General features: G+C 63.4%; 24 protein-coding genes and 1 pseudogene. 15 read left to right on the forward strand and 10 right to left on the reverse strand.

Annotation, left to right across the window (positions count from 1 at the left end; all coding sequences use genetic code 11):
• Positions 1–33 precede the first annotated feature (33 nt).
• The 8 genes from ACQPYR_RS00870 (at position 34) to ACQPYR_RS00905 (ending at position 10,711) form a co-directional block, all read left to right on the forward strand.
• On the forward strand, positions 34–396 hold the full coding sequence (locus ACQPYR_RS00870; RefSeq protein WP_433626420.1) for a GFA family protein: 363 nt from the start codon (positions 34–36) through the stop codon (positions 394–396).
• A 437-nt stretch (positions 397–833) separates the two neighbouring features.
• On the forward strand, positions 834–1,934 hold the full coding sequence (locus tag ACQPYR_RS00875; protein WP_433626423.1) for a hypothetical protein: 1,101 nt from the start codon (positions 834–836) through the stop codon (positions 1,932–1,934).
• Between the two features lie 46 nt (positions 1,935–1,980).
• Positions 1,981–3,078: a hypothetical protein gene (locus ACQPYR_RS00880; protein ID WP_433626426.1), complete on the forward strand. Its 1,098-nt coding sequence runs from the start codon at positions 1,981–1,983 to the stop codon at positions 3,076–3,078.
• 282 nt (positions 3,079–3,360) lie between these two features.
• Positions 3,361–3,762 carry a hypothetical protein gene (locus ACQPYR_RS00885; RefSeq protein ID WP_433626429.1) on the forward strand — a complete coding sequence of 134 codons (402 nt, stop codon included), beginning with the start codon at positions 3,361–3,363 and terminating at the stop codon, positions 3,760–3,762.
• Between the two features lie 2 nt (positions 3,763–3,764).
• Positions 3,765–4,373, forward strand: a complete 609-nt coding sequence (locus ACQPYR_RS00890; RefSeq protein WP_433626432.1) for a type VII secretion target — start codon at positions 3,765–3,767, stop codon at positions 4,371–4,373.
• Complete coding sequence (locus ACQPYR_RS00895) at positions 4,374–9,836, forward strand: putative T7SS-secreted protein (RefSeq protein WP_433626434.1); 5,463 nt, start codon at positions 4,374–4,376, stop codon at positions 9,834–9,836.
• A gap of 6 nt (positions 9,837–9,842) precedes the next feature.
• Positions 9,843–10,076, forward strand: coding sequence for a DUF6959 family protein (locus ACQPYR_RS00900; RefSeq protein WP_433626437.1), 234 nt, complete (start codon positions 9,843–9,845; stop codon positions 10,074–10,076).
• 104 nt (positions 10,077–10,180) lie between these two features.
• Complete coding sequence (locus tag ACQPYR_RS00905; RefSeq protein WP_433626439.1) at positions 10,181–10,711, forward strand: HEAT repeat domain-containing protein; 531 nt, start codon at positions 10,181–10,183, stop codon at positions 10,709–10,711.
• A gap of 101 nt (positions 10,712–10,812) precedes the next feature.
• On the opposite strand, the pseudogene ACQPYR_RS00910 reads toward ACQPYR_RS00905, so the two are convergent.
• The 8 genes and pseudogenes from ACQPYR_RS00910 to ACQPYR_RS00945 form a co-directional block, all read right to left on the reverse strand.
• Positions 10,813–11,316: pseudogene (locus ACQPYR_RS00910) on the reverse strand (DUF4291 domain-containing protein); the annotation flags it as partial.
• Positions 11,317–11,386: 70 nt separating this feature from the next.
• Positions 11,387–12,531, reverse strand: a protein-coding gene (locus ACQPYR_RS00915; protein ID WP_433626442.1) for an IS3 family transposase whose coding sequence is annotated in 2 segments (ribosomal slippage) — positions 11,387–12,255 and positions 12,255–12,531 — 1,146 coding nt in all. Because the reading frame shifts where the segments join, the coding sequence is not laid out codon by codon here.
• Positions 12,532–12,596: 65 nt separating this feature from the next.
• Positions 12,597–13,181: a DUF4254 domain-containing protein gene (locus ACQPYR_RS00920; protein ID WP_433626445.1), complete on the reverse strand. Its 585-nt coding sequence runs from the start codon at positions 13,179–13,181 to the stop codon at positions 12,597–12,599.
• A gap of 172 nt (positions 13,182–13,353) precedes the next feature.
• The gene (locus ACQPYR_RS00925; RefSeq protein ID WP_433626447.1) at positions 13,354–13,683 is read right to left on the reverse strand and encodes a hypothetical protein; all 330 of its coding nucleotides are present in this window, start codon (positions 13,681–13,683) and stop codon (positions 13,354–13,356) included.
• A gap of 470 nt (positions 13,684–14,153) precedes the next feature.
• The gene (locus ACQPYR_RS00930; RefSeq protein WP_433626449.1) at positions 14,154–14,594 is read right to left on the reverse strand and encodes a DUF4254 domain-containing protein; all 441 of its coding nucleotides are present in this window, start codon (positions 14,592–14,594) and stop codon (positions 14,154–14,156) included.
• Positions 14,591–15,082, reverse strand: coding sequence for a DUF4254 domain-containing protein (locus ACQPYR_RS00935; protein WP_433626452.1), 492 nt, complete (start codon positions 15,080–15,082; stop codon positions 14,591–14,593). The genes ACQPYR_RS00930 and ACQPYR_RS00935 overlap by 4 nt, the downstream gene beginning before the upstream one ends.
• Positions 15,083–15,085: 3 nt before the next feature.
• Positions 15,086–15,466, reverse strand: coding sequence for a hypothetical protein (locus ACQPYR_RS00940; RefSeq protein ID WP_433626454.1), 381 nt, complete (start codon positions 15,464–15,466; stop codon positions 15,086–15,088).
• 244 nt (positions 15,467–15,710) lie between these two features.
• Entirely contained in the window at positions 15,711–16,013 is a 303-nt protein-coding gene (locus ACQPYR_RS00945; RefSeq protein WP_433626456.1) for a hypothetical protein, read from the reverse strand.
• Between the two features lie 101 nt (positions 16,014–16,114).
• Here ACQPYR_RS00945 and ACQPYR_RS00950 point away from each other — a divergent pair, with 101 nt between their 5' ends.
• The 3 genes from ACQPYR_RS00950 to ACQPYR_RS00960 all read left to right on the forward strand — a co-directional run bounded on the left by ACQPYR_RS00950 (position 16,115) and on the right by ACQPYR_RS00960 (position 18,649).
• Positions 16,115–17,035 carry a helix-turn-helix domain-containing protein gene (locus ACQPYR_RS00950; RefSeq protein ID WP_433626459.1) on the forward strand — a complete coding sequence of 307 codons (921 nt, stop codon included), beginning with the start codon at positions 16,115–16,117 and terminating at the stop codon, positions 17,033–17,035.
• 9 nt (positions 17,036–17,044) lie between these two features.
• Complete coding sequence (locus ACQPYR_RS00955) at positions 17,045–17,410, forward strand: DUF397 domain-containing protein (RefSeq protein WP_433626462.1); 366 nt, start codon at positions 17,045–17,047, stop codon at positions 17,408–17,410.
• Between the two features lie 435 nt (positions 17,411–17,845).
• Positions 17,846–18,649, forward strand: a complete 804-nt coding sequence (locus tag ACQPYR_RS00960) for an LppP/LprE family lipoprotein (protein WP_433626465.1) — start codon at positions 17,846–17,848, stop codon at positions 18,647–18,649.
• 11 nt (positions 18,650–18,660) lie between these two features.
• Here ACQPYR_RS00960 and ACQPYR_RS00965 read toward each other — a convergent pair whose 3' ends face one another.
• Positions 18,661–18,891, reverse strand: a complete 231-nt coding sequence (locus ACQPYR_RS00965) for a DUF6400 family protein (RefSeq protein ID WP_433626467.1) — start codon at positions 18,889–18,891, stop codon at positions 18,661–18,663.
• A gap of 442 nt (positions 18,892–19,333) precedes the next feature.
• Between ACQPYR_RS00965 and ACQPYR_RS00970 the strand changes: the two genes are divergently transcribed.
• A complete protein-coding gene (locus tag ACQPYR_RS00970; protein WP_433626470.1) occupies positions 19,334–19,465 on the forward strand; it encodes a hypothetical protein in 132 nt (43 codons plus the stop codon).
• A 77-nt stretch (positions 19,466–19,542) separates the two neighbouring features.
• Here ACQPYR_RS00970 and ACQPYR_RS00975 read toward each other — a convergent pair whose 3' ends face one another.
• Positions 19,543–19,896, reverse strand: a complete 354-nt coding sequence (locus tag ACQPYR_RS00975) for a glycine zipper domain-containing protein (protein ID WP_433626473.1) — start codon at positions 19,894–19,896, stop codon at positions 19,543–19,545.
• A gap of 764 nt (positions 19,897–20,660) precedes the next feature.
• Between ACQPYR_RS00975 and ACQPYR_RS00980 the strand changes: the two genes are divergently transcribed.
• The 3 genes from ACQPYR_RS00980 (at position 20,661) to ACQPYR_RS00990 (ending at position 22,787) form a co-directional block, all read left to right on the forward strand.
• Positions 20,661–21,710 (forward strand): serine/threonine-protein kinase, encoded by a 1,050-nt coding sequence (locus ACQPYR_RS00980; protein ID WP_433626476.1) that lies wholly within the window; start codon positions 20,661–20,663, stop codon positions 21,708–21,710.
• A 103-nt stretch (positions 21,711–21,813) separates the two neighbouring features.
• Positions 21,814–22,209 carry a DUF4352 domain-containing protein gene (locus tag ACQPYR_RS00985; RefSeq protein WP_433626478.1) on the forward strand — a complete coding sequence of 132 codons (396 nt, stop codon included), beginning with the start codon at positions 21,814–21,816 and terminating at the stop codon, positions 22,207–22,209.
• A 179-nt stretch (positions 22,210–22,388) separates the two neighbouring features.
• Positions 22,389–22,787 carry a TOBE domain-containing protein gene (locus tag ACQPYR_RS00990; RefSeq protein ID WP_063039958.1) on the forward strand — a complete coding sequence of 133 codons (399 nt, stop codon included), beginning with the start codon at positions 22,389–22,391 and terminating at the stop codon, positions 22,785–22,787.
• Positions 22,788–22,789 lie beyond the last annotated feature (2 nt).

Raw genomic sequence — 22,789 nt, forward strand, 5'->3', positions numbered from 1 at the left:
CAAACTGCGTGGTGTGCAGCAAGAAGGAGCGATGTGAACGGCGGCTGTCTCTGCGGCAATATCCGGTTCTCCGCGACCGGTGACCAGGACTTCCCCCACCTGTGCTCGTGCGAGCACTGCCAGAGGCTTTCGGGCGCCCCGGTGATGTCGTGGGTGTCCTTCCCGGAGGAAGGATTCGAGTGGACGGGTCCGGGCGGGGAACCGACCTGGTTCGAGACCTTCCCACAGGTCTGCCGCGGGTTCTGTCCGAAGTGCGGTTCCTCGGTCGCGTCCAAGGGTGATGAAGCTGGCTTGGTGGGGGTCACGATCACGGCGTTGGATGATCATGCCGACCTGGTGCCGGTCAAGCAGAGCTTTGCTCACAACGCAGTCCCGTGGATGGCCCCGCTGGGGTGAGGCGCTGCCCTTGCGGGACAACCCATCCGGGCTGTCCCACAAGGGCGTTGGGTTTGTTCTCCTAGCCCCTGCTGGACGGTGGCGCCAGGGTGACCATGACGGCTGGCCGGGCCAATCGCTCTGTCTCCGAGCGCCTTTGCCGTAAGAAGCGCAACGTCGGATTGATCCTTCGATCTCGCCGAGCCAGGCACTCGTGTTCGTGGATCGGGTTTCCCGCATCCCTAATGGTGACGTCGGAGGTTGCGCCGGAATCCGGCTGCATGGGCGGGGACCGTTCCACGTGGCCGCCCAGCGGTTCCAGTACAACTCAATGAGTGCGTAGGGCACCACGTGGGCAGGTAGCGCAGCCGCGACGGTCCGTTCGGTCGAAACCGCCCGATCGCCAGGAGTCCTCGGTGGTTTCTGTGATACTGGCCAGACCGAAAATGCTTGGGGGGGTGTTGAAGACGGACGACGAGCCCGATAACGGCCAGTTCATATTGGGGTGGGCGGAATCTGTTGCGCTGGCGACGATGCAGATCGCGATGATGCAGGCGGATCTGGCGGCAACCCGGGACGAGGACGAGATCGCGGCGAAGCGGGTGGTTCGTGACGAGGCGGTAGCACGGTTGTGTACGGGGTTGGCGTCTGCTGAAAGTCCCACCTTCGACACACAATTCGTGTCGGAACTTGTCACCGAGATCGAGTCGGATGGCATCGCTCCCGTTGCGCAGCGGGTAGCCGATTTCGGTCGGCGGGCACCGCGGAGTATCGGTTCCCGCTCCCGGTCTCTGCTGGTGCTGGTCGATCTCGTGCTCTTCGATCCCTGGCCCGCCAAGCGCAGGTGGAATGCATCGGCCCGTCAGGAAATACTGCGGGTATTGACCGCGGGGTTTCCTGATGCGAGGGAGTCAGACCTCGATGCGATGTTCACCGAGCAAAAGGCACTCATCCGTCGGCTCCGCCGCAAGAACGTCCGTTGGGGGAGAGTAGCGGTGGCCGGTGTGCTCGGCCTTGGTGTCGGAGTCGCGACCGCTGGCTGGGCCGCGCCATTGATCGGCACCGCGATCGGCACGGCGGCAGGACTTTCCGGCGCGGCGGCCACCTCGGCTGGGCTGGCCACCCTCGGTGGCGGAGCGATCGCGGCGGGCGGCTTCGGTGTTGCCGGTGGTACGGCGCTGGTCACCGGTGTCGGTGGTGTCGTGGTCGCGGGTGCAGCCGCGAGCGGTGCGCGCTGGACTCCGTTGGCCGCCGGACAGGTCGTGGTCGGGGCGATGCGTTTGGATCTGATCAATCGGGTTGTGCTCGCGGAGCAGACCGATCGGGACGAACAGCGTCGACGGGTGGTGCTGGCACTGCATCAACGTTTGGAAAGCCTTGTCGCGGACCGTGAGTTGCTGATCGGGCGGATCGGGCGGCTCAGCGCCGATAACAAGCGACTCACGGCGGAGAACCGGCGGCTGCGCGAGGAGCTGCGGCTAGAGCGTGATCAGGTCGAAATGGCGGAGAGCGCAATCGAAGTCGTGCTCAGCCGTATTCCCGAGTCGGCTGTGAGCTGAGATGGACGAGTCCATCGATCGGAATCTCGACACCATTAGTCGACGAATGGCCGAGCTAGAGGCGGCCACGGAATCGGCGCTCTCCGACGGCGATGCGGTGGTTGTTCGCGGCGAGCCGATACCTGTGTCCTACACCGAGATGACGGCGATCAACGATCGGGTGCGCGCCGAGTCCGGTTGGTTCGACATAGATTTCGACGCCGCTCTGACACCCGTGCAGCGTGCACAGTTGGAGAGTTGGCGGGCGCGCCAGCGCATCGCCTGGGATCACGACGACCTGCTGGCGGTTGGTGTCACCGGCGTCATCGGAGCGCTTGCGGCGTGGTTCGATTCGACGCTGGACCGCGTGGTCGTGAAATCGATGGGGCCGATTCGACGCACCAAGCGGATGCGGGCTTGGGAGCGTGCCGGGAAGCGGCTCCCGATCGACTACACCGGGCCGGGATTCGGCGGGCGAGCCCATCGTGTCCGCTCTGCCGGACACGATCTCGCCCGACCGTTGGAGGCGCTGCGGCAGATCCGTACTGGCGAATTTCGTGGGGTGCGTTGGGATCACGGAGAGAAAGAAACGATCTCGGTATCGGGTCGGTTCCGTGCGGTCGAATCCACCCCGGAGGCGTTCGTGCTATGGGTCAAGCACCTCGCCGCGGATCTGGTTACACCGATGAGTCTGCCGCTGCCCGGGTCATCGTTGTTGTATGAGCTCGACAATCGAGATCTCCGCAAGTTCGCGCATGCTGTCTACCTCGGCCCCTCCGCGGGAAATGGGCTGAATGTGCGATCGGGGATTCTTACGCCGTCGCTGAGTGTTCTGGCCACCGAGGTCGTTCTGCGAACCCACGTCCATGCGAAGGCGTACGTCGTTACTGGCAGTGCTGATCTCGATGAGCGGCGCCAAAGGCTGCGTGGTGAGCTTCTCCTCGCGGCGCACGCCTTGGCGGGTGCGGCTGCGGCGGGCAAGACGCTGTCCCGGTTCGTCATGCTGGATGACAAACAACGTTGGACAGCGTTGCGCCACATGAATATTCCACTGGCACTGCGGATCGGTTGCCTGGCTGTCGAGAACGCGCGCGCGATGCAGGCCAGTCATCGGTCCAGCGCCGAAGGATGGGATGAACTCGAGCGAATGCTGGCCGCGGACTAGCAGGAGAAGCCCTGAACCCCTTGACGCTGATCATCGAGCTGAATGCCGGGCTTCTCCACCGACTGGGCAGTGCGATGGTTTACCCCAGGCCCGGCCGACGGTGTGATGGACAGCATGGCATCCGCTGAACTGAGCGCGTATTCCCTGCGGATGTGGGTGCTGTCGGTTGGTTTTGTATCCCAAGGGAATTGGCGAGCATTCCTGGATCGGGCGGTGGCCGGCGAGCCGTAGGTATGCTGCGAGGGCCTTGGTTTGGTGGGTGGCCGATAGATCGTGAGCGGGGTGGCTAGGCGATTGGCTGAATTCGACAGTGGTGCCGCGTTGCGGGCGGAGATCGCGGCTTTCTATGCCGGTTTCGGGCAGCCGGAGGTGCTGGCGGCGGCGTTCCGGCAGGCTGGTTTGTTGGTGCCGTTGGTCGATGATGATCGCCTGTGCACGTCCCGGCTCAGGGGTGTCGATTGGATTTGTGCGTTCACCAGTGTCGAGGAGTACGCCCGCTATATGGCTGCGCGGGGTGTCGCTGGTGATCAGGAGTATCGGTATCAGTCGCTGTTGGGGTCGCGGCTGGTCGAGTACGCGGCGGGGCGGTCGGAGCCCACCGGTGTGGCTGTCGATATCACCGGTTCGGCGCCAATAGCGTTTCCGCCGCAGGTGTCGGACGATTCGGCCGGGCAGGGGAGGTAGCGGTGGGGGATCAGCTGAACGTTGACCCCGCGGTGCTGCAGCAGGCTGCGGACGGGATCACCGGGGTGATCAGTGAGCTGTCGGATCTGGGTGTCGGGGAGACCGGGGCGATGGGGCGCGGGTTCTCGTTGTTGACCCTGTCGCCGATGGAGGCGGGTAAGGCGTCGGTACAGAGCGCATTCGAGACCTTCACCGAGCGTTGGTCGTGGGGGGTGCGGTCGTTGGTGCAGGCGGGCAACGAGATCGCGAAGACGTTGGGGTTGGCGGCGGGGCGCTATCACATCATGGATGAAAAGTTCTCCGACACGTTCAAGGAGATGTTCACGCAGCTGACCGGCAACCCGCATCTGTCGAAGGAAGAGATCGATGCGCGGTCGTGGGGAGAAACGCTGGCCGACAACCAGTTCAACCAGATCCGCCACACCGACTACAGCGCCGAGTCGTTCCAGAACGCGTTCACCCATATCGGCACGAACGTCAAGGTGATCGAGGCGGTGGGCCCGGACGCGTTGGGCAACAACGGTCCGATACCAGGGATCCCAAGGCATTGGAATACCGGTGCCGCCGAGCGGGCGGCGGAGATCATGAATGGCCAAGGTGGGGGCGAATAGGTGAGTGGTCTCGGTGATTTCGTCAACAAGGTCGGTGACGCGGTCGAGCACGGCGTCGAATCGGCCACGCAGAAGGCGGGTGAGCTCGCCGATGCTGGTCTGGATGCGGCGGCGGGGCTGGCGCGCAAGGTCGGTGCCGACGGGGTCGCGGAGGACCTCGACGATCTCGGCGACAAGATTGCCGATCTGGCCGGCGGTGAAATCAAGGAACGCGAACTCGGACAGACCACTGACCCGAAAGAGCTGATCCGGGGTGAGCCCTCTGCGATCCACGACGCGGTCGAGGCGCTGCAGAAGATGGGCGATTCGATCGGCAAGACCGGTGACGCGCTGCGCACGGTCAACACCGCGGACTGGACCGGCTCGGCGGCTGAGGAGTTCCACACCGAGTTCGCCAAACAGCCGAAGCTGTGGTGGGAGGGCGCCGATGCGATGCATAAAGCATCGAGTGTGCTGGATGGCTGGTACCACGAGGTCACCGCGGCACAAACCAAAGCCGCTGATGCGATCGCGAAATGGGAAGCGGCCGATACCGAGGAAACCAGCAAGAAGAACCAGTGGAACGCCCTGTCGGATGAGCAGAAACGCAAGACTCCTCTGACTGACACGTGGACCTCGATCCGCAACGAGGCCCGCGAGATCCTGCGTGGCGCACGCACCCAGCGTGACAACGCGGCAGCCTCGGCCGCGTCGGCGTTGGCGGCGGCGACCGAGGCTGCCCCGACCGAACCGCCGTTCACCGAACGCTGGACCGACAATGTCTCGGATCTGTCGGGGGCGTTGGATCAGGCGAAGCTGAACTTCACCTCCGGGTTGCTGACCAGTTTCACCGGGATCGTGCAGTTCGTACGTCAGGTCAGCCCGATGGACCCCTACAACCTGACCCATCCGGCCGAATACTTCTCGGGCATGTCGGATCTGGGCACCGGGCTGGTGGTCGCGGCGGCCGATCCCGGGGCGACGGTGTCTTCGATTCTGTCCGGTGCGCGCAAGAATCCGTCGGAGTTCATCGGTTCTTTGACCGGGGATCTGATCACCACCGTGGGCACCGGTGGTGCGGGCGCGGCCAAACCTGCCCTGTCCGCGTTGGACAAGATCGGTGACGTCTCGAAGGTCAGCAAAGCGACCCATACGGTGGCCAGCGCGGCAGAACACGCCCCGCACACCACCCCACACGCCCCCGGCAGCGCCGCATCCGGGGCGCGTACGCCATCATCGACCCCGCATGAAACCGGTACACCGACCGGCACTCATCCGTCAGCAGAGACACCGTCGAGCAGCCCGACTGGGCACGAGCCGGGCACACCGTCCGGAACCCAGCCGAGCGCCACAGAGTCCGGCACACACCCGAACGCGACAACTGAATCTCCGACACAACCGGGAACGACCAACCCGCAACCTGAAACACCCACGCACACACCGGACTCCGGCACACCAGGGCCCGACAACACCACACCGGGGCACACTCAGCCGGATGCGCCGCAGCAGGCGCACCCCGAACCTTCGGCACCTGACTCCCGCCCCAGCGGTGAGCATCCCGGCGACGCGCCCCAAACTCCCCACCAACAGCCCTCCGACACTCCAGCGGTTCGACCGGATGCGGAGGTGTCCTCAGGACCGAACCCGAGCCACGAGACACCCGTCCAACACCCTGATCCCGACTCGAGCCCGCCTACTCACACCGATTCGCCCGACACCCCGACCGATCACGGTGACGGCAGTCCGCGTCAAACCCACGACGGGACAGAACCCAACCACCCGGACGGGGATGGCACGAACCCCAATGGCCACGACAATGCGTCCCCGGAAAACCAACCGTCCCATCATGATTCGCCACAGGAGCACCCGACACCGCAGGAGCGAGCCGAGGCCGATCAAGGTGCTGGCGATACCGCGCGGGAGAACGGTGCCGACCACGACCGCGTTGAGGGCGACAAAACGTGTTCCGAGGATCCCGTCGATATCGCGACCGGCGAATTCCTGCTCCCCGAAACCGATGTCGACCTCCCCGGTGTCCTCGCACTGACTCTGCGGCGCACGCACCGCTCGAACTACCGGTACGGCCGCTGGTTCGGCCCATCGTGGTCGACCACCCTGGATATGCGTCTGGTCGTCGAGCACGAAGGCGTCACCTTCCTCGGCGAGGACGGCATCATGCTGGCCTACCCGCACGCCGAGGTCGGTGCCGCCACCGAACCGGTGACCGGTGGACAGGGGTGGACGCTGACCCGCACCGAGGTCGGCGGTTACCGCATCTGGGACCAGCAGCGGGAAATACTGTGGCATTTCGCGCCCGAACCGACCCTCGATGGCATCGAGTCCCGCCTGGGCAACTACGCCATCTCCGCGATCACCGACCGCCACCGCAACCGGGTCCGCTTCCACTACGGCACCGACGGCGCACCGATCGAGGTGTCACATTCGGGCGGCTACCGAGTACGCATCGACACCGCCGCGGGACGCGTCACCGGGCTATCCGTACTCGACGCCGACCCTGATGGCGCCGAAACGCGAACCCGATTAAGGGAATTCGGGTACGAAGCGGGCGAGCTGTCGGCGGTCGTGAACGCTGTCGGCGCTACCACGAGCTACACCTACGATGACGAACATCGGCTGACGTCTTGGACCGATTCCAACGGCAACCAGATGGTCAACACCTACGACGAATCCGGCCGCGTCGTCTTCCAACGCGGCACCGCCGGGATGCTGGATACCGATTTCGACTACTTCGAATTCCCTGATGGCACTGGCCGTCTCACCGCTGTCACCGATTCTCTCGGTGGTGTCACCACGCATGGCTTCGATCGAGATCTGCGTCTGCGTGACCTCGTCGATCCCTCCGGCGGCCGCCTCCACACCGACTACAACGCCGACCGCAAACCACTGGCGGTCACCGCCCCGGACGGGACGGTGACCCGGTACCGATATACCGGCGAGGGTGACGTCGCTGAAGTCACTCGCCCCGACGGTCGCACCGTCCAGATCGACTACATGTGGCGTAACCGTCCCATCCGAGTCACCGACGCGGATGGCACTGTGCGGCAACAGGAGTGGGACACCAACGGTAACCTTGCCGCCGTTGTCGACGCGGCGGGCGCTCGAACCGAGTACGCATATCACCCCAATGGTGCGATCGCGGCGATCACCAATGCAGGCGACACCCGGACCCGGATCGAAGTTGATGCCGCTGGTCTGGCCGTTCAGGTTACCGATCCATCCGGGGCGATCACGCGCATCGAGCGTGACTGCTGTGGCCGCCCGATAAGTGTCATCGATCCGCTGGACGCACAGACTCACTATCAGTGGGGGCCGGATGGAAAACTGCTGCGACGCCTCGACCCGGACGGGTACGCCGAGTCGTGGACCTACGACGGCGAAGGCAACCTGCTTACGCAGACCGACCGTGCAGGCAACACCACCCGCTTCACCTACGGTGCCTTCGATCTGTTGCGCTCGCGTACAGATCCCGACGGCTCGACAACTCACTACACCTGGGACAGCCAACGTCGTCTCACCACCGTGACCAACCCGCTCGGCCAAACCTGGACATACAGCTACGACTCGGCCGGGCACTTGACCGCCCAAACCGACTACACCGGCGCCACCACCCGATACGCCTACGACACCGCCGGGCGAGTGACTGCGATCATCCCGGCCACCGGCGATACCCGTCACCACACCTATGACCTCCTCGGTCGCCTCACCGCGGTCAGCACCGACAGCGGGGACTGGATCCGATACACCCATGACCCTGCTGGCCGAGTCCTGACCGCGGTCTCCGGAGTAAACGACGATCCCACCCACTCCCTCGAATTCACCTACACCCCTACCGGCCAACTCGCCTCACAACAACTCGACGACCAACCCGCGATGCGCCACGAACATGACCGACACAGTCGCCGCATCCGCCGCACCACTCCCACAGGCGCAACGACCGGCTGGGACTACGACCACACCGGCAAAGTCCGAAGCCTATCCGCCGACGGGCATCACCTCGCCTTTCACTATGATCCGGTCGGGCGCATCGACGGTTGGCGCGTCGGTGAAATCGCCATCACCCGAACGCTTTCCGATATCGGCCGCGTCATCGGTCAAGAGGTGATCGCCCATCCCGCCACCTCGCTGAACCTCGACACCGGACCACGGCCAGACGCCCGGACGCTGCGCCACGACGAGTATGCCTACCGCCCCGACGGATACCTCCTCAACCACGCCCTCACCCGCGCCGGCACCACCCCTGTGCTGAGCGACTACACCCTCGACCCTGCTGGGCGGGTTACAGCGATCACCCGCGACAGCGCCCTCGCCGAGCAGTACACCTACGACCCACTCGGCAACATCACCAGCACATTGCTGCCACGATCGCCCAAGGACACCGGCACGACGACCGCCAAGGCGACAGAAATGCGTGCGTCGCACGACGCGCCCCAGTTTGATGCCGACGGACGCCGCGAATACCGCAACAACCTGCTCATCCATGACGGCCGAACCCGCTACCACTACGACGAGGTCGGGCGCCTCATCCGCAAAACCACCACCCGGCTGTCCCGCAAACCCGATATCTGGCACTACCGCTACAACAGCTTCGACCAACTCACCGACGTCTGGACTCCCGACCGCCAATGGTGGCGCTACACCTACGACGCACTCGGCCGCCGCACCACCAAACAACACCTCACCAACGACGGCGGCGTGCTCGAACGCATCGACTACACCTGGGACGGCACTCACCTGGTCGAACAGCACGCCACCGACTCGGTGACGAGGTGGCAGTACCGACCGGACTCCTACACCCCGATCACTCAGCACACGGACCAGACAAGCATGGACCGCGAGTTCTACGCGATCATCACCGACCTGGCAGGCACTCCCGTCGAGGTCGTCACTCCGGCAACGGCAACCACCGCGGGCATCGCTGTTGTAGGCCTTTGGGGTAATTTCACCTGGAATGGTGAAGCCGCCACGCTTCTCCGATTCCCGGGGCAGCAATACGATTCTGAAACTGGGCTGCACTATAATCTGAACCGCTTCTATGACCCTGGTACCGGTCGCTATTTGACGCAGGACCCTCTGGGGTTGGCGCCAGCATCGAATCCGGGCATTTACCCTCATAACCCCACAACCTGGATCGACCCACTTGGCCTTATCCCGGAACGATGCAATGCAGAGGTCGGTGGCGGGGCATCACTGGACAACATAAGTCCCGGTGAGGCCCAGCGTATCCAAAACGCAGCAGACAAGATCGGGCACCCGATTACGCTCGTCGGCAGTAGAGCAGAAGGTACCGCGCATGCATTTTCTGACTGGGATTACATCGTAGAAGATTTCAACAACCAGATCAGAAAGAAGATCTATAATTCCCTACCGATCGGACCAGCCGAGTTGGGATATGGCCGTAGATTCGACATCCTCAGGGGTCCGGTAGATACGAGCAGACCGTACATAACCTTCAATCCAAGGTAGGCGTAGATGGATGTAGAGTTGCAAGAGATCGCGAATCGTGGAAACATTCGCTTGGTTCGTGATTCGACCCGAAAGTTTCCGGGGTTGCTGGTGCAGGGCGACACGCTGAAATCCTTGCTGGAGGCCGTTGAAGAGGATTGCCCCGGATCGTTTGCCCATGAAACCGTGGTCGAATGGGTTGATCTCTATGAATCCATGATGCGGGAGGCTGGCCTCGCCTTGCCATACTATAGTGAGTGATAATGGCGAAATGAAAATCCTTGAGGCGCGAAGTCCGGCAGAGCGCATAATTCAGTACTGGGTATACTCAACGACGCGATAGTCAAGTGCGGGAAAATATTACGATGACTCCAGAGGATGAGAAAGTAATACTAGGGTTGGTGTACAGCCCGGTAAATCCGACTCGGGTCGGTTCGGCCGAAGAAGTACTGCAGCACTTCAGGGTAAGTGATGGTCGCGAACTCGGATTGAATTTACTGAAACAGGCGACTGAAGATCACGATGCTGACGGTGTCGAGCTCGCTCTAATTGTAAGCTCAGAGTTCGGGCTCACAATGGATTATCTCGACACGCTGTTGAAGTTGAGTTCAGCAGATTGGCATTTCATGCACGAAGCTGTGGCGTCAAGCCTGGGGCAGCTTCGGACAAAGGCTGCCGTCGACGCGTTGTATCGAACTGCGGTCTGGATTCCAGATTATCTCGATTACGACGACAACAGGGCTCTCGCTAGAAAAGCGATTTGGGCGCTTGGCGACACACCTGGGCCGGAAGCCGAAGCCGCTTTAGTTCGCCTGCGTGATTCGGATAGCGAGATTGTGCGGAAGCGAGCCGAAGCGCAGCTCGAACGCAGGCAAAAATCTCATACGGCAACGTAGGGAAGGGGTTCGCATGTCCGTCGTCCAACGTGGTGAGCCGCATGTCGCGAATGGTTACAAACCGTCATCGCCAAAAGGGGACTAGAACTCTCGGCCGCTGATCAGTGGGCGACTAGTCCGGTGCCCATTCCTAGTTGCCCGCGCAGATCGGGTGGGGTCGGGTACGGCTTTTCCGCGGGCAGGCGATCGGGAACGTGCCTCCCGGCGGCTACCTCACGTCCGATCTTATGGGCGAGTCCAGTGACGTCTTCGATCCCGACGATCCACTCGTCGCAGTAGCGATTCACCGCTTCACCGGACAGCCCCACCTGCAGTGATCGGAATGGTAAGGGACGAAATGCGGTGTCACGCTCGGGATCCCACTGAATCCGAACCGGCGCGGCCAAACTGGCCTTCCACTGCGCATGGTCCTGATGCACAGCGCTGTCGAAATGCGCGAACGCCGAATGACGAAGTGCCCATTCGAAACCCGAACGCGAGATCCGGACGGCCAGCACATGCTCCTGCCCAGGTTTACTAGCCCAGCCGGATCGGTACATCATCCACAGAAATGATGGCTTGATCCAGGTCATGCGCTCCCGCTTGAAGGCGCTCGGGAACCGCCCAGAAGCCGTGACCGGGGTCCCCGATAACGGATCAACCCGGTCTTTGAGTCCGGGTTGTTTTCATCCAGTTTCAGTTGATGCTGCAGGCCACCGGATGGTGGGTGTGGCCGCAGCGGGCAGCGTACTCGGCCGGGGTCAGATAGCCCAGCGCCGAATGTCGGTGCCGCCGATTGTGTTCGTCCTTGAAATCGCCGATCACCACCCGGGCCTCGAGCAGGGAAGTCCAGTGGTTGCGGTTGAGGCACTCGGCCCGGAGCCGCCGGTTGAACGATTCGATGAACCCGTTGTTCCACGGCGTGCCCGGCGGGATGTAGACGATCCCGACCCTGTTGGCGCAAAACTGTTGCAACGCATGGGAAATCATCTCCGGACCGTTGTCCATACGCAGCACTCGCGGTGGACCGCCCCGCGCGAGGAACACCCGCTCGAGTTCGGCGACAAGTTTCTCAGCGGTGATCGACCGCTCCACCAGATGCAGCAGCGACTCCCGGGTGTGCTCGTCGATCATCGACGCGATCTTCACCGCTTTGCCATCGACGGTGGAGTCGAACTGAAAGTCCAACGCCCACACCACCTTCGGTGCATCCGCGTCCACCGGCGGCACCGACGAGCACCCGGCCCGCTTGCGCGGCGAATGCTCGCGCACCTGCAATCCCTCCTCACGCCAGAGCCGGTGCACCTTCTTCAGGTTCACCGCGCTGCCCTCGTCGAACCGCAGCGCCGCCCAGGCACGACGGAACCCGTGACCCTGATGTTTCGTGGCATAGGAACGCAGCCAGGCCCGCACACCGGCATCCGGATCGGCCGGGGTCGCCGCGGCCGGCAGCCGCCGATAGGTCGAACGGTGAAGCCCAACAACCTTGCACGCCAACCGTTCCGACATGCTCTTGACCTGTTTGAGCATGTCCACAGCGCGGCGCTTGGCCGCTGGGCTCAGAATTTTCCCCGAGCGATCTCCCGCAGCGCGTCCTTCTCCAACTCGGCATCGGCCAGCAACCGCTTCAACCGGGCGTTCTGCTCGCGCAGCTCCTTGAGCTCCTTGGCCGCGTCGGTGTCCACACCGCCGTATTGACGCCGCCAGTTGTACATCGTCGCCGCCGAGATCCCCAGCTCCGCGGCGATCTCCTCCCCGGACTTACCCGCCGCCGCCAACTCGTCGGCACGGCGCAGCTTCCGCACGATCTCCTCCGCGGAATGCCGCTTGCGTCCAGCCATGATCCCTATCGTCCCTTCCAGCCCCTGATCAGGGCAAACAGGACTCTAATACCGAGCGGTCTCATTCACTGGGGACAGGCCACCCCAACCTGCTGATTTCCGTGGAAGAGTACAGAAGGCGGCATTGGATTCGTCCACCAACTTTCGACGGCGTACCTGTTGTGCGGGTAGGAGTGGCTTGCCACTATGGCCCGCGCCCGCGATCCGGCTCGGCCGAATCTCGTTCTGGCACAGGGAATGAGAAGTCCGGCAGTCGACGCGTTCCGGCCGCGATCTCGAAGCACAGATCGCTGTAGCCCACGGCGAGCTCGGTGAGGCGATGCTCGGACCAGTGTCGACGTGCCCTGCGCGGCGCCGACGCGAGCATCGACCGCGAACTGAGCGAGCCGGTCGATCACCATGCCGACCGTCTCGGTGTGGTGGTACGCGGCATCTGAGGCTGGCGGTTGATCGGCGGCCACCCAGCTGTCGATGCGGGACACCAGTCGATCGCGCTCGCGGTCGATCATGCCGATATCGGCGTTGTCGTCGAGACGGGCCTCGTGCAAGCTGGCCAGTTCGTAGGCGCCTTGCAGGACCGGATGTTGGATGGCCACTGTTCCAGCGCAGGCTTGCAAGATCATGTCTTTGGACGGCAGCGGCGTCCTCATGCCTGCCTCACCGGGCGGGCCAGCAGTCCGGACTCTGCGGTCACCGAATGCTCTGGTCGCTGTCCTTGGCGGCGGTCCTGCCGAATCGCGGTTGCATGGGTGCAGGCAGTATTCAGAATCAGCCAGCGCCGGTCTTGGATTCGTGGGCGCGCGAAGATTGTTGTCGCGGTGATCATCTCGTCTCTTCGATGTGTGCTTGGAGCTTCCGGATTTGGCAGGCGAGGTGGTGATCCAGCTCGTTGGATCGCGCCGATTGCAGGGGAGTGGTTGCGGATAGTTGCGTCGGGTCGGCGACGTTGGACTGGGCACGTGGGGTGGTGGTCGAGGTATATGCCGTACTGAGGGTGTCCAGCGCCCGCCCGAGAACTAGGCATTGGGGCGGGCAGCGGTGGTGGATGCTCATGGCGCGTATCGCGTCGTTGTCGGTGAGCGCACCGGGGTCTGTGAGGCAATCGTGAAGGTAGGCATCGTCGTCAGGATCGACGGCTGTTGGTGTGTTCATGAGACCGCTCGTGCCGCGGGGTCGGTGTCGTCGATGATGCGCGCTCCGACCCACTGGCATCGGTGGGCGTCCCATGTGCGGTGTTCGCCGATCCGGTTGCCGGACACTCGGACTGAGCCGCAGAGCACGGCGGGGCACGTCACGCTGACTAATCGGTTGTCGCTGTCGAATTGTGCGCGCCCGCAGTCGGCGTACAGCCGAACATGGCCACAGCCCGTTGCGCCATAGGTCGGTGTGGGCTCGTGATAGCGAGGGTGTGTGCGGCCCGAGGTACTGGGAGTTTGTGGTGGATGTGACTGGATCCAGCGTCGCCAGTTCAGGCGAAGCGTGAACCGCGCCGATACAGGGCTGGTATGAAAGCTGTGCGGGCGCGTCTTGTTGCAGTACCGGTCATGGAACATGGGGCAGTGCACTCCCTTTCACGGGACGATCATCGATTGTGTCCCGAATACGTTGGGGGACATTGCTATTCATTGCGGTGTGGTGTGTTGTCGTAGTCGGCGGATGCCGCAGGAGAGTTCGTTGGCGAGGTCCTGATACGCGTCGGCGGCCTCGGCGAGTTGCAGTGAGGCGTCGTAGAACAGTCCGTCCGGTGCGGTGGCGAGCGCGATATGGGTGTGCACGGTCAGCTGCGCGAGTTGGTCGATGACTTGGCCCATGGTGTGGGTGGATAAGCGCGCGGCGGGGAACGGGATCGGGGTGGCCGCCGCTACCCATTGATCGATTGCCGAGATCACGTGGGTGCGTTGCCGGTCGATGTGCTCGAGTGCGGACAGCGGCGTGTGTTCGCGGGTCTGATGCAGTATCGCGAGTTCCCCGGCCGCGTCCAGCATCGGATGGTCGGTCATGGTGGGGAGCCCCCGGCATGCGGCGAGCACGGCGTGTTTGTCGGGGAGTCCGGCGAAGGTCACCAGTGATCCCCCAGGGTTGGAAGTCGCCGCGCTCGCCGCGCGATGTCGGTGGTCAGATCGGTGTAGCCATCGACAAGTTCAGCCAGCCGGTACCAGGCCGCATGCACGGCGGGGTCGGCAGGATCGATGGTCATCAGCAGGCGGTAGGCGTGTACCTGGGCTTCAGCCAACCGGGCTATCACCGCTCCCAATGTCTCGGTGTGCATGGTCGCCCCGGGGTGCGGGATCGGCAGGTGATCGGTAACCCACACATCCACCGCGAGCACGAGTTCATCTCGACGGCAATGACATTCACCGCCGATCATCGCCAAGTGCCGGTGGTACATGACCCCGAAGTCGTGCGCCAGCTTCGCCAGTGGATGGATTCCTACGTGATGCCCCCGGATCGCCGACAACAGCGCCTCACCCGAGGGAAACAGGGCTACCGCGCCGGGTTCGCAACTGCCCGAGACCGTTTCGCTCCCAGCCGGATCTGGAATGGTGTGCATCGCTCACCGCCACACCGCAGAAGACCGAACCGGGCCGAGGAGCCGACGAGCAGCGGAGACCACGCTGGTACGTGACGGCAGCGAATGTGCAGTGGCGGGCTGCGACACCCAGAACCATCCGGTCGGATGATCGGTCATCGGAAGCCAGACTCGTTCGCCGGACGCGAGGATCCGCACGCCGCGTTCCTCTAATTGGGCCAAGGTGTGCACGCCGAGCCTGGCGCCCCACGCCGGACCGACGAGGAAGACCCAGTCGCGATTTGGTCGTGAGTAACTGATGATCGGCATCGACACGCAGCGGGTCTCCTCGAGAAGCACCTCGCGCACGTGCTTGCCCAGCCCCGCGGGCATCGCCACCGCCCCCAAAGCTGGAGTCGCGATCAACGACACACGCTCGAATGAACACGACACCGAGAACCCCAACCCGCGATACACGTGGGCTACCTCATGGGCGCTGTGACAGCTCTGGAACATTACCGCCCCTTCCGATGACGCCCACCAAGCTGTGGCACCACCGAAAGGTGGGATCGCGACCTTTGCCGCGCCTCCGCCGCTACCCGACGACCCCACGTGGCACCAGCGCTGAACGACACGATTCCCGACGCACGCTGCAGCGCTCGCCTATGTATCACCGGGAACCTCCATGCCAGAAACCGGTATGCAGTCCGCCTGACTGTCTGTTCTCGGGTTGCCGCCATGTGCACTCGGTCGTGGCCATGCCGGCAATCTTGAGCGCGGTCAGACCCAGTAGTTGGGCGCACTGCTGAATCGCCGACAGTTCCTCGGCGGCAAGCAGGGCTGCAACTGCCTGGTCCTCGGTAATCGTCCGCGCCGGCAGGTAGCTGATCACCCATCCGCCATCGCCGACGCTGCGGGCGTGATGTGTGGTGCGGTCGCTTCGTAGCACTTGCGAGTCGTGGAGAACGGTCATCGCTGATCCCTGTTCCCGGTCGTTGTTTGCGGTCTTACCGCCCTCCGTTGAGAATAAGCAAATATATAAGCACATACAAGAGCTTATGAACGGCGCTATACGTGGCCTTCGAGGGTGTGGTGAATACTGAATCGGACGACTTGGGATCGCAGGAGGACACCGCAGTGACCGTCAGCCGCTCCGACCCGTCAGCGCTACGCTTCCTAATCGGGCATGAGCTGCGGTCTGCGCGTTTGCGTGCCGGAGTCAGTCAGGCGGAAGCTGCCAAGGAGCTCGGCTGCACTCAGCCGAAGATCAACAACATGGAAACCGGCAAGTATCAGCAACAGCCGGACGAGTCCGCGAAGTTGATGCGGCTGTATGGAGCGGACGTCGATCAGATCGATCGCATCGCGTCTCTCGCTGGCCGAGCGGACCAAGCGACGTGGTGGGCACCCTTCAGCGAGGTTCTTCCAAACTGGTTCAAGGCGTTCGTCGGTCTCGAAGGCTTGGCAACGAGCCAATTCACTTACCAAGCCATGACCCTGACGGGTCAGCTGCAGACCGAGGGGTACGCAAGTGCACTGCTCAGCGGAGGGCTCCAAATTGCACCACTGGATCTGCCCCAGGCGATTCGGGCTCGTATGGCACGGCAGCGCTTAACCAACGAGACCAATCCACTGCGTCTGAAGGCTGTCATCGAGGAGCACACGCTAGACAGGCTGGTCGGTGGCCCAGCGGTCATGGCTGAGCAACTTCAGCATCTGCTCGAGCTGATGGAACGCGAGAACGTCGAGCTTCGCATCATGCCAACCAGCACGGCTGTTCATGTTGGTCTCGACGGCGACTTCACGCTTCTGAACTTCGACGAAGCGCTCAGCCTCGGGTACATCGAGTATCAAACTGGCGCGCTTTACGTGCAGGATCAGGACCAAGTCTCGATGTATAAAATGATTGCAGATCGACTCCAGTCCCTGGCTTTGCCGGTTGAGGAGTCCGCCCAGGTAATCCGTGGGCGCGTGGATCGCCTAGAGCGAGTGTAGGAGTATGGAATGACTTCCCAGGACCGCCTGGTATGGCGGACCTCGAGCTATAGCGGAACGAACGGTGGCCAGTGTGTACAGGTCGCCTTCGGCGAGCGATCGGTTTTCATCCGGGACAGCAAGTACCTCCGCGATCCGGCGAATGACCCTGCAACACAGCCCACGATTGCGGTCTCGGCTGAGGACTGGAACGCATTCCTTCGAGCAGCAAACGGGACGGAGCCGGACGCGTGGCGTGACCTGCCGATCATCACTCGCCATGGTTCCGGCGAAGTGACTGTGCAGGCCGCCGACGGCATCACACTCAGTTACACAGCAGCCGAGTGGGTTGCGTTCGTCGCCGGTGTTCGCGACGGCGAGTTCGCCGCAGCCTGAGACCACTGGGCGCCGGGCGGGTCTCAGAACTCGTGGCGGAATCCCGGAATGGATGGCGGTGACGTGGCGGATCCGTCATGTTTTTGAGATTCCGCTCCCTTTTGCTGGTTGTTGGGCTGATCTTCGCCAGTTGTCTTCCGCGGCAGGAGGATTCGAGTTGGCGAGCGTGGTGGTGTTAAAAGCATCCTGGTCTCGAGGGTCGGCTACTGTCGATGCTGTGCAGGTCGGGTCCCACGTGTTGCCGACGACGTCGCGAGGTCGGTTCGCTTGCGGCGGTGAGTAATTGGTGGGATACCGCGTCCGGCATGTCATCTACGAGTCGCGGCTGATCGGGGTGTTCTTTAGGACGCATCCTCACGGCCGGGACCAATTACGACGAGGCGACCGCCGCAGTCTTTCAGAGGAGAGTTATGTCCTTACTCCGCTACCGTTGCCGTGTCGGGATCAGTTCAGCCTTCCGTCACTCAGCTGTCACCGAATGCCACGCAGCCTGGTGGTGACGATGCTCCTGCCACTGCCGGAAACGGCAGATGCGTCGATCTGAAGTCGGCGGTGGTCACCGCCGCGCTCGGGACGCTCGGTACCGGTGTCGGCGGCGACGGGTTCTACGCAGACAGCGGCACCGACGCCTCCGTCGGCGCCTGTCCGGCCATACTTTGGGTGCTCGCTGGGACTCCGCACGGCACCGCCAGCTCACCGTGGCACGTGATGCTGTTCAACCACGCGGGCTATCTGGGCACTGCGACCAAGAAGTCGACTGCTTATACGCAGGTGGTCGGCTCGTCTGATCGCGGTATCCGGGTCCAGTACCGTTGGCTGGCGGGTAAAGACGCCAGTTGCTGTCCCTCGGGCGGGCCGGTCATTGTGACACTCACCTTGGGCGCCGACGATCGCACGGTGACCCCGGACCGTGACTTCCCCACGGAGGTGATCGATCCGAGTTCAGCGAGCTTGCCGCCGGTGTGCCCGGTTACCAAGGCTGTTTTGCTCGAAGCGTTGCGAGGCACTGATATCGAGTCGCGGTTGGCGACGCCGATCGAACTCGAGGATCGAATCGACTGTGCCGGTGAGTGGGCGATGGCCCATACGGGAACCCACGACAACACTGTCAACCGAGCTCGAGTCCTGTTCCACTACGTAGCGGCCGACGGAGGCTGGAAGCCTGTGGACCTCGGCAGTGCGCTGCACTGCACCGAGGCCGGCGTGCCTGCCGATGTCGCGGACAAGATCTGCCACTGAGCGTCGTGAGATCAGTCGGCAATTTGGCGAGTCGCCCGTTCCGGCAGGATCCCGGCCTGCACGAGTTCCTCGTAGATCCGCTGCTGCTCATCGTCGAGATTCGAGTACAGCATGTCGTATGCCAGATCTTCCTCGGCGAGCACCGCGACCGGATCCCAGTCGTCACCGAGCGCCGCGACGACGGCGCTGCGCCGTCGTGCCTCGTCCAGCGTGAGGTCGTAAGCAAAATTGTGGTCGGCCATGTCGGCATCTCCAACCGGGTTCTTTCCAAAAACGATTTGACGACGATGCCCAACCACGCCTGCTCGGGCAATGACCTGCATCACATTCCGCGCTGGACTTCGTCACATTCGATGCCCGTGCGCGGGCTGGACCGCGGAGTAAATGCGTCCACATAATCGCCAGGAAACCGCCGAAATCGGGCACGGCGACGCTATCGCGCCACCAAGAGAGCAGAACTCGCCAATGGCCGTCGCTGGCGCCTGGCCACCCCGACGCTATTTACGCCGACGCGAACACCGCGCACAGATCGAACCCGAACCGGGCCGTACGACATCAGTGGCCGATGACGCGCGCACGATATTCGGCAAAGTAGTGCATGTCGAGTTTTGGATCGTCGGATGACCTTGCAGGCCAGGTGATCTCACTTCATCGGCCCAGGCAGATCTTCCGGGGAGGTGTGCCGTGACGCAGCTGGACAGCGCCCGTCCCGAATGCGGTGCCGAGAGGACAGGCGCGCTGGTTTGGCTCGGTGCTGCGAATCCGTTGCGCAGCGCGATCGGTGCGGCGGCCGCGTACTCGATCCAGCTGGACTGACTATTGGTCGGTGAACGAGACGAGTCCGAGCAGCGTGAGCTGCTCGGACTCGACGAAAAGAGTTGTGCCCTAGGGGATCAGGGCAGTACCTGGGGGATGACGCCCGGGTTGATCGAGCCGATGATCCCGCCGATCACGGCGCCGATCAGGGTGGGCACGGGATCGATGAAGGAACCGGTGGCGGAGCCGATCGCAGCGCCCGCAGCCGCGCCGTTCAGCACCGGATCCGGGTACTGGGCGTCGGGGTTGGTGGTGACATCCTCCAGCGGGAGTCCGGCGATCGGCTGGGCGACAACCGGTGCCGCCGGAGCCGCAGCAGCAGCCTGACCCGCGTCGGCGGACGATGCGCCCGCGAATACGACGGCCGCAGCCAACGGCAGGGCGCTCACCGCAAGGACGCGGCTCGTCTTGATCAGGGCATTACGGAACATTGTTTTCCTAACCTTTCGGGCCCTCGGAACAACCGAGTTCCACTACTTCATCAGGGGAAGGCTGCCTCTTGCTGCTCCGATGAATAGACAGCAATCGAGCGGCCATTACTGCGCACCGCGCCCGAAGATACTGCGCTACATGCGAACCCGCACAGTACCGGCATAACAAAGTAATGACCAGAGACCTGACCGGAAAGCCGGGTTCCGTCGGATCATCGCAGCACCCGGTGCGCTCGCGCGAAATAGCGCCGATGCATGAATGGGCGTTCGCGCATCCGGCATTATCGGATGTTCGAGAGAGATAGAAGCTCGGCCGAGTGCGAAACGCTGATCCCCGCCCCTGTTGTCATTCGCGAATATCTTCGGTGCATGCACGTGGCGACACGCCACGCGGATTCGCGAATAACTGCCGTAATCGCGCACGGACAGAGCCGCCGGGCCGAGCAGGCTCACCAACCCATTTGTGGCCGGAATGCGGTGCACAGATGAGTTTTCCGGCTGGCGGCGTACGCCGGGTGCATCGAGGACGGGCGCATACCGCTCGGGCCAAGGGGCCGGGTTCCGGCGGCTGGCGAAATCTGGTTCTCGGTTGACAGGTATGTCACCGTTGACCTTCGTGAACGACAACGTCGCCGCGATCTGAAATCTAGCGGGTTCGGCCACGCCGATGGCGCTACGTGTTGCGGTAACCCTGGGACTGCCGGACCGGCGTCATCCGCTCTCCCGGTCGCGGGGGCATCTATTCGCAGCGATACGGTCAGGGGGTGTCGGTGCAGAGCGCTGGCGGCTCGTTCGGGGATTACCACCTCGAACGCTTGGTGGGTCGTGGCGGTATGGGTGAGGTGTGGTTGGCGCGTGACCGCACCGGTCGCATTGTTGCGTTGAAGGTGTTGTCCGCGGCGTATTCCGCCGATCCGGGCTATCGGCGCCGTTTCGAGCGCGAGGCGCGGCTCGGCGCCCAGGTGCGCAACGCGCACGTCGTGCCGATTCACGCTTTCGGTGAGGTCGACGGTCATCTTTTCTTGGAGATGGACTACATCCCGGGCATCGATCTGGCCACGCGGCTGCGGTCGGGTGCGTTGGTGCCTGCTCGGGCGGTCGAGGTCATCGCCCAAGCGGCGGAGGGCCTGGATGCCGCTCATGCGGCGGGGCTTGTTCATCGGGATGTGAAGCCGGGCAATATCCTCGAGGACACCAGCGGTTTCGTGTATCTGATCGACTTCGGTATCGCCCGCGCCGCGGACGGCAGCGCCCTCACGGCCACCGGTTTGGTGGTGGGCACGTTGGGTTATATGGCGCCGGAACGGTTCACCGGAACGGCCGATGTCCGCTCGGATGTCTATTCGCTGGCCTGCGTGCTGTATGAAACCCTCACCGGGAAGCTGCCGTATGGCGACGGCGATCCGGCACAGCAGATGCATGCGCATTTGATGTCCGAAACCACCGCGTGCGTCGCGGGCTGCCGCGGGTGTACCGCCGCAGCTGGACGCTGTTATCGCCCGCGGGATGGCCAAGAAGCCGGTCGAACGCTATGCCAGCGCGGGGGAGTTCGCCGCCGCCGCAAATGCGGCTTTGGGCGGGCCCGTGTCGGCGCAACCGGCCTCAGCGAGATCGGGCAGTCACCCGCCCACCCGCGTTATGACCGCCGTCGGCCCGCACCCGACCTTGGCCGAGCCCCTGTCGGCGCCGCAATCGCCCGAGCCTCGGACATTCTCACCAGCGCCTCGAAAGCTGTTGGTGCGCAGATGGTTACCGATCGTCGCCGGTCTAGCACTTGTCGCTGCGGCGGCACTGTGGCTGCTGCTGAGCAGTGATCTCGGGTCTGATTCCGCGCCAGGCACGACGACGCCCGCTGCTGCCTCGACCAGTTCGCTGTCGCCCGCAACCGGTGGACAATCCCCGGTTCCAGCTGGTGCGGTGCGTGACGGGAACTTTGCTTTCACCGTTACCGGGGTTGCGTCCAACGTGAGCCGCACCGGTTCGGTAGCCCCGGGTGGTTCCTACACCATCGTGACGCTGTCGGTCACCAACGTCTCCCAACATGGCCAAGTCTTCCGCATCGCCGACCAGCGCCTGAACACCGCCGCCGGCCGCTCCCTCGCCCCCGACGCGGCCGCGACCACCGAACTCAACCCGTCCGGCCCTGGCGTCGACCAGATCGATCCCGGCGGTACCCGCACCATCCGCTTGGCCTTCGACCTCCCCGGCAAGGACAAGAACGGCAAGAAAAACGACAAGAAGAACGACGCCGCGAGCCAGCTGGTCCTGCACGGCGCCCCGTCGTCCTCCGGCGTGACCGTGCCGGTCGGCTAGCCGCGGGCCGACCGGAACCTCGGAGTCGGATCGCTTGCCGACCTCGTGCAGGTCGTCGCAGACGTCGTGTTTCGGATAACTCTCACTGCCCGACCCCGCCGCGAAGGTATGGACAACGATCCGCTGGCGCGTCTTCATTCGGCTATGCATTCCGTGGATACGGCAATATGCTGCCAATTGTGTCGAATCTGCGGATCAGTGAGGTTGCTGCGTTGATGGGTGTCAGCGATGACACCGTGCGGCGGTATATCGATCAGGGCCGACTCAACGCGATCCAGCTGGACAACGGGCGCAAGGGTGTGAGCGGCCGCGAGCTCGCGGAATTTCTGCGGGCCAACGCGGAGGCCCCGGAGCCGGGTGCCACGGTGGCGGTCTCGGCGCGGAATCGGATGCGCGGGATTGTGACACGCATCGTGAAGGACACGGTGATGGCTCAGGTCGAGATGCAGGCCGGGCCGTTCAGATTGGTGTCGCTGCTGAGTCGCGACTCGGTCGACGAACTCGGCCTGGAGGTCGGCAGCGTCGCGGTCGCATCGGTCAAGTCCACCCATGTTGTTGTAGAAATCCCGGAAAGTTGATG

Source organism: Nocardia sp. CA-120079 (genome assembly GCF_050955745.1).
Taxonomy (GTDB): domain Bacteria; phylum Actinomycetota; class Actinomycetes; order Mycobacteriales; family Mycobacteriaceae; genus Nocardia.

Excerpts from the sequence above, each read along its gene's own strand:
- ACQPYR_RS00880 (WP_433626426.1), top strand. The coding sequence starts at position 1,981 with ATGGCCGAGCTAGAGGCGGCCACGGAATCGGCGCTCTCCGACGGCGAT.
- ACQPYR_RS00900 (WP_433626437.1), top strand. The coding sequence starts at position 9,843 with ATGGATGTAGAGTTGCAAGAGATCGCGAATCGTGGAAACATTCGCTTG.
- ACQPYR_RS00905 (WP_433626439.1), top strand. The coding sequence starts at position 10,181 with ATGACTCCAGAGGATGAGAAAGTAATACTAGGGTTGGTGTACAGCCCG.
- ACQPYR_RS00920 (WP_433626445.1), bottom strand. The coding sequence starts at position 13,181 with ATGAGGACGCCGCTGCCGTCCAAAGACATGATCTTGCAAGCCTGCGCT.
- ACQPYR_RS00925 (WP_433626447.1), bottom strand. The coding sequence starts at position 13,683 with ATGAACACACCAACAGCCGTCGATCCTGACGACGATGCCTACCTTCAC.
- ACQPYR_RS00935 (WP_433626452.1), bottom strand. The coding sequence starts at position 15,082 with ATGCACACCATTCCAGATCCGGCTGGGAGCGAAACGGTCTCGGGCAGT.
- ACQPYR_RS00945 (WP_433626456.1), bottom strand. The coding sequence starts at position 16,013 with ATGACCGTTCTCCACGACTCGCAAGTGCTACGAAGCGACCGCACCACA.
- ACQPYR_RS00955 (WP_433626462.1), top strand. The coding sequence starts at position 17,045 with ATGACTTCCCAGGACCGCCTGGTATGGCGGACCTCGAGCTATAGCGGA.
- ACQPYR_RS00965 (WP_433626467.1), bottom strand. The coding sequence starts at position 18,891 with ATGGCCGACCACAATTTTGCTTACGACCTCACGCTGGACGAGGCACGA.
- ACQPYR_RS00975 (WP_433626473.1), bottom strand. The coding sequence starts at position 19,896 with ATGTTCCGTAATGCCCTGATCAAGACGAGCCGCGTCCTTGCGGTGAGC.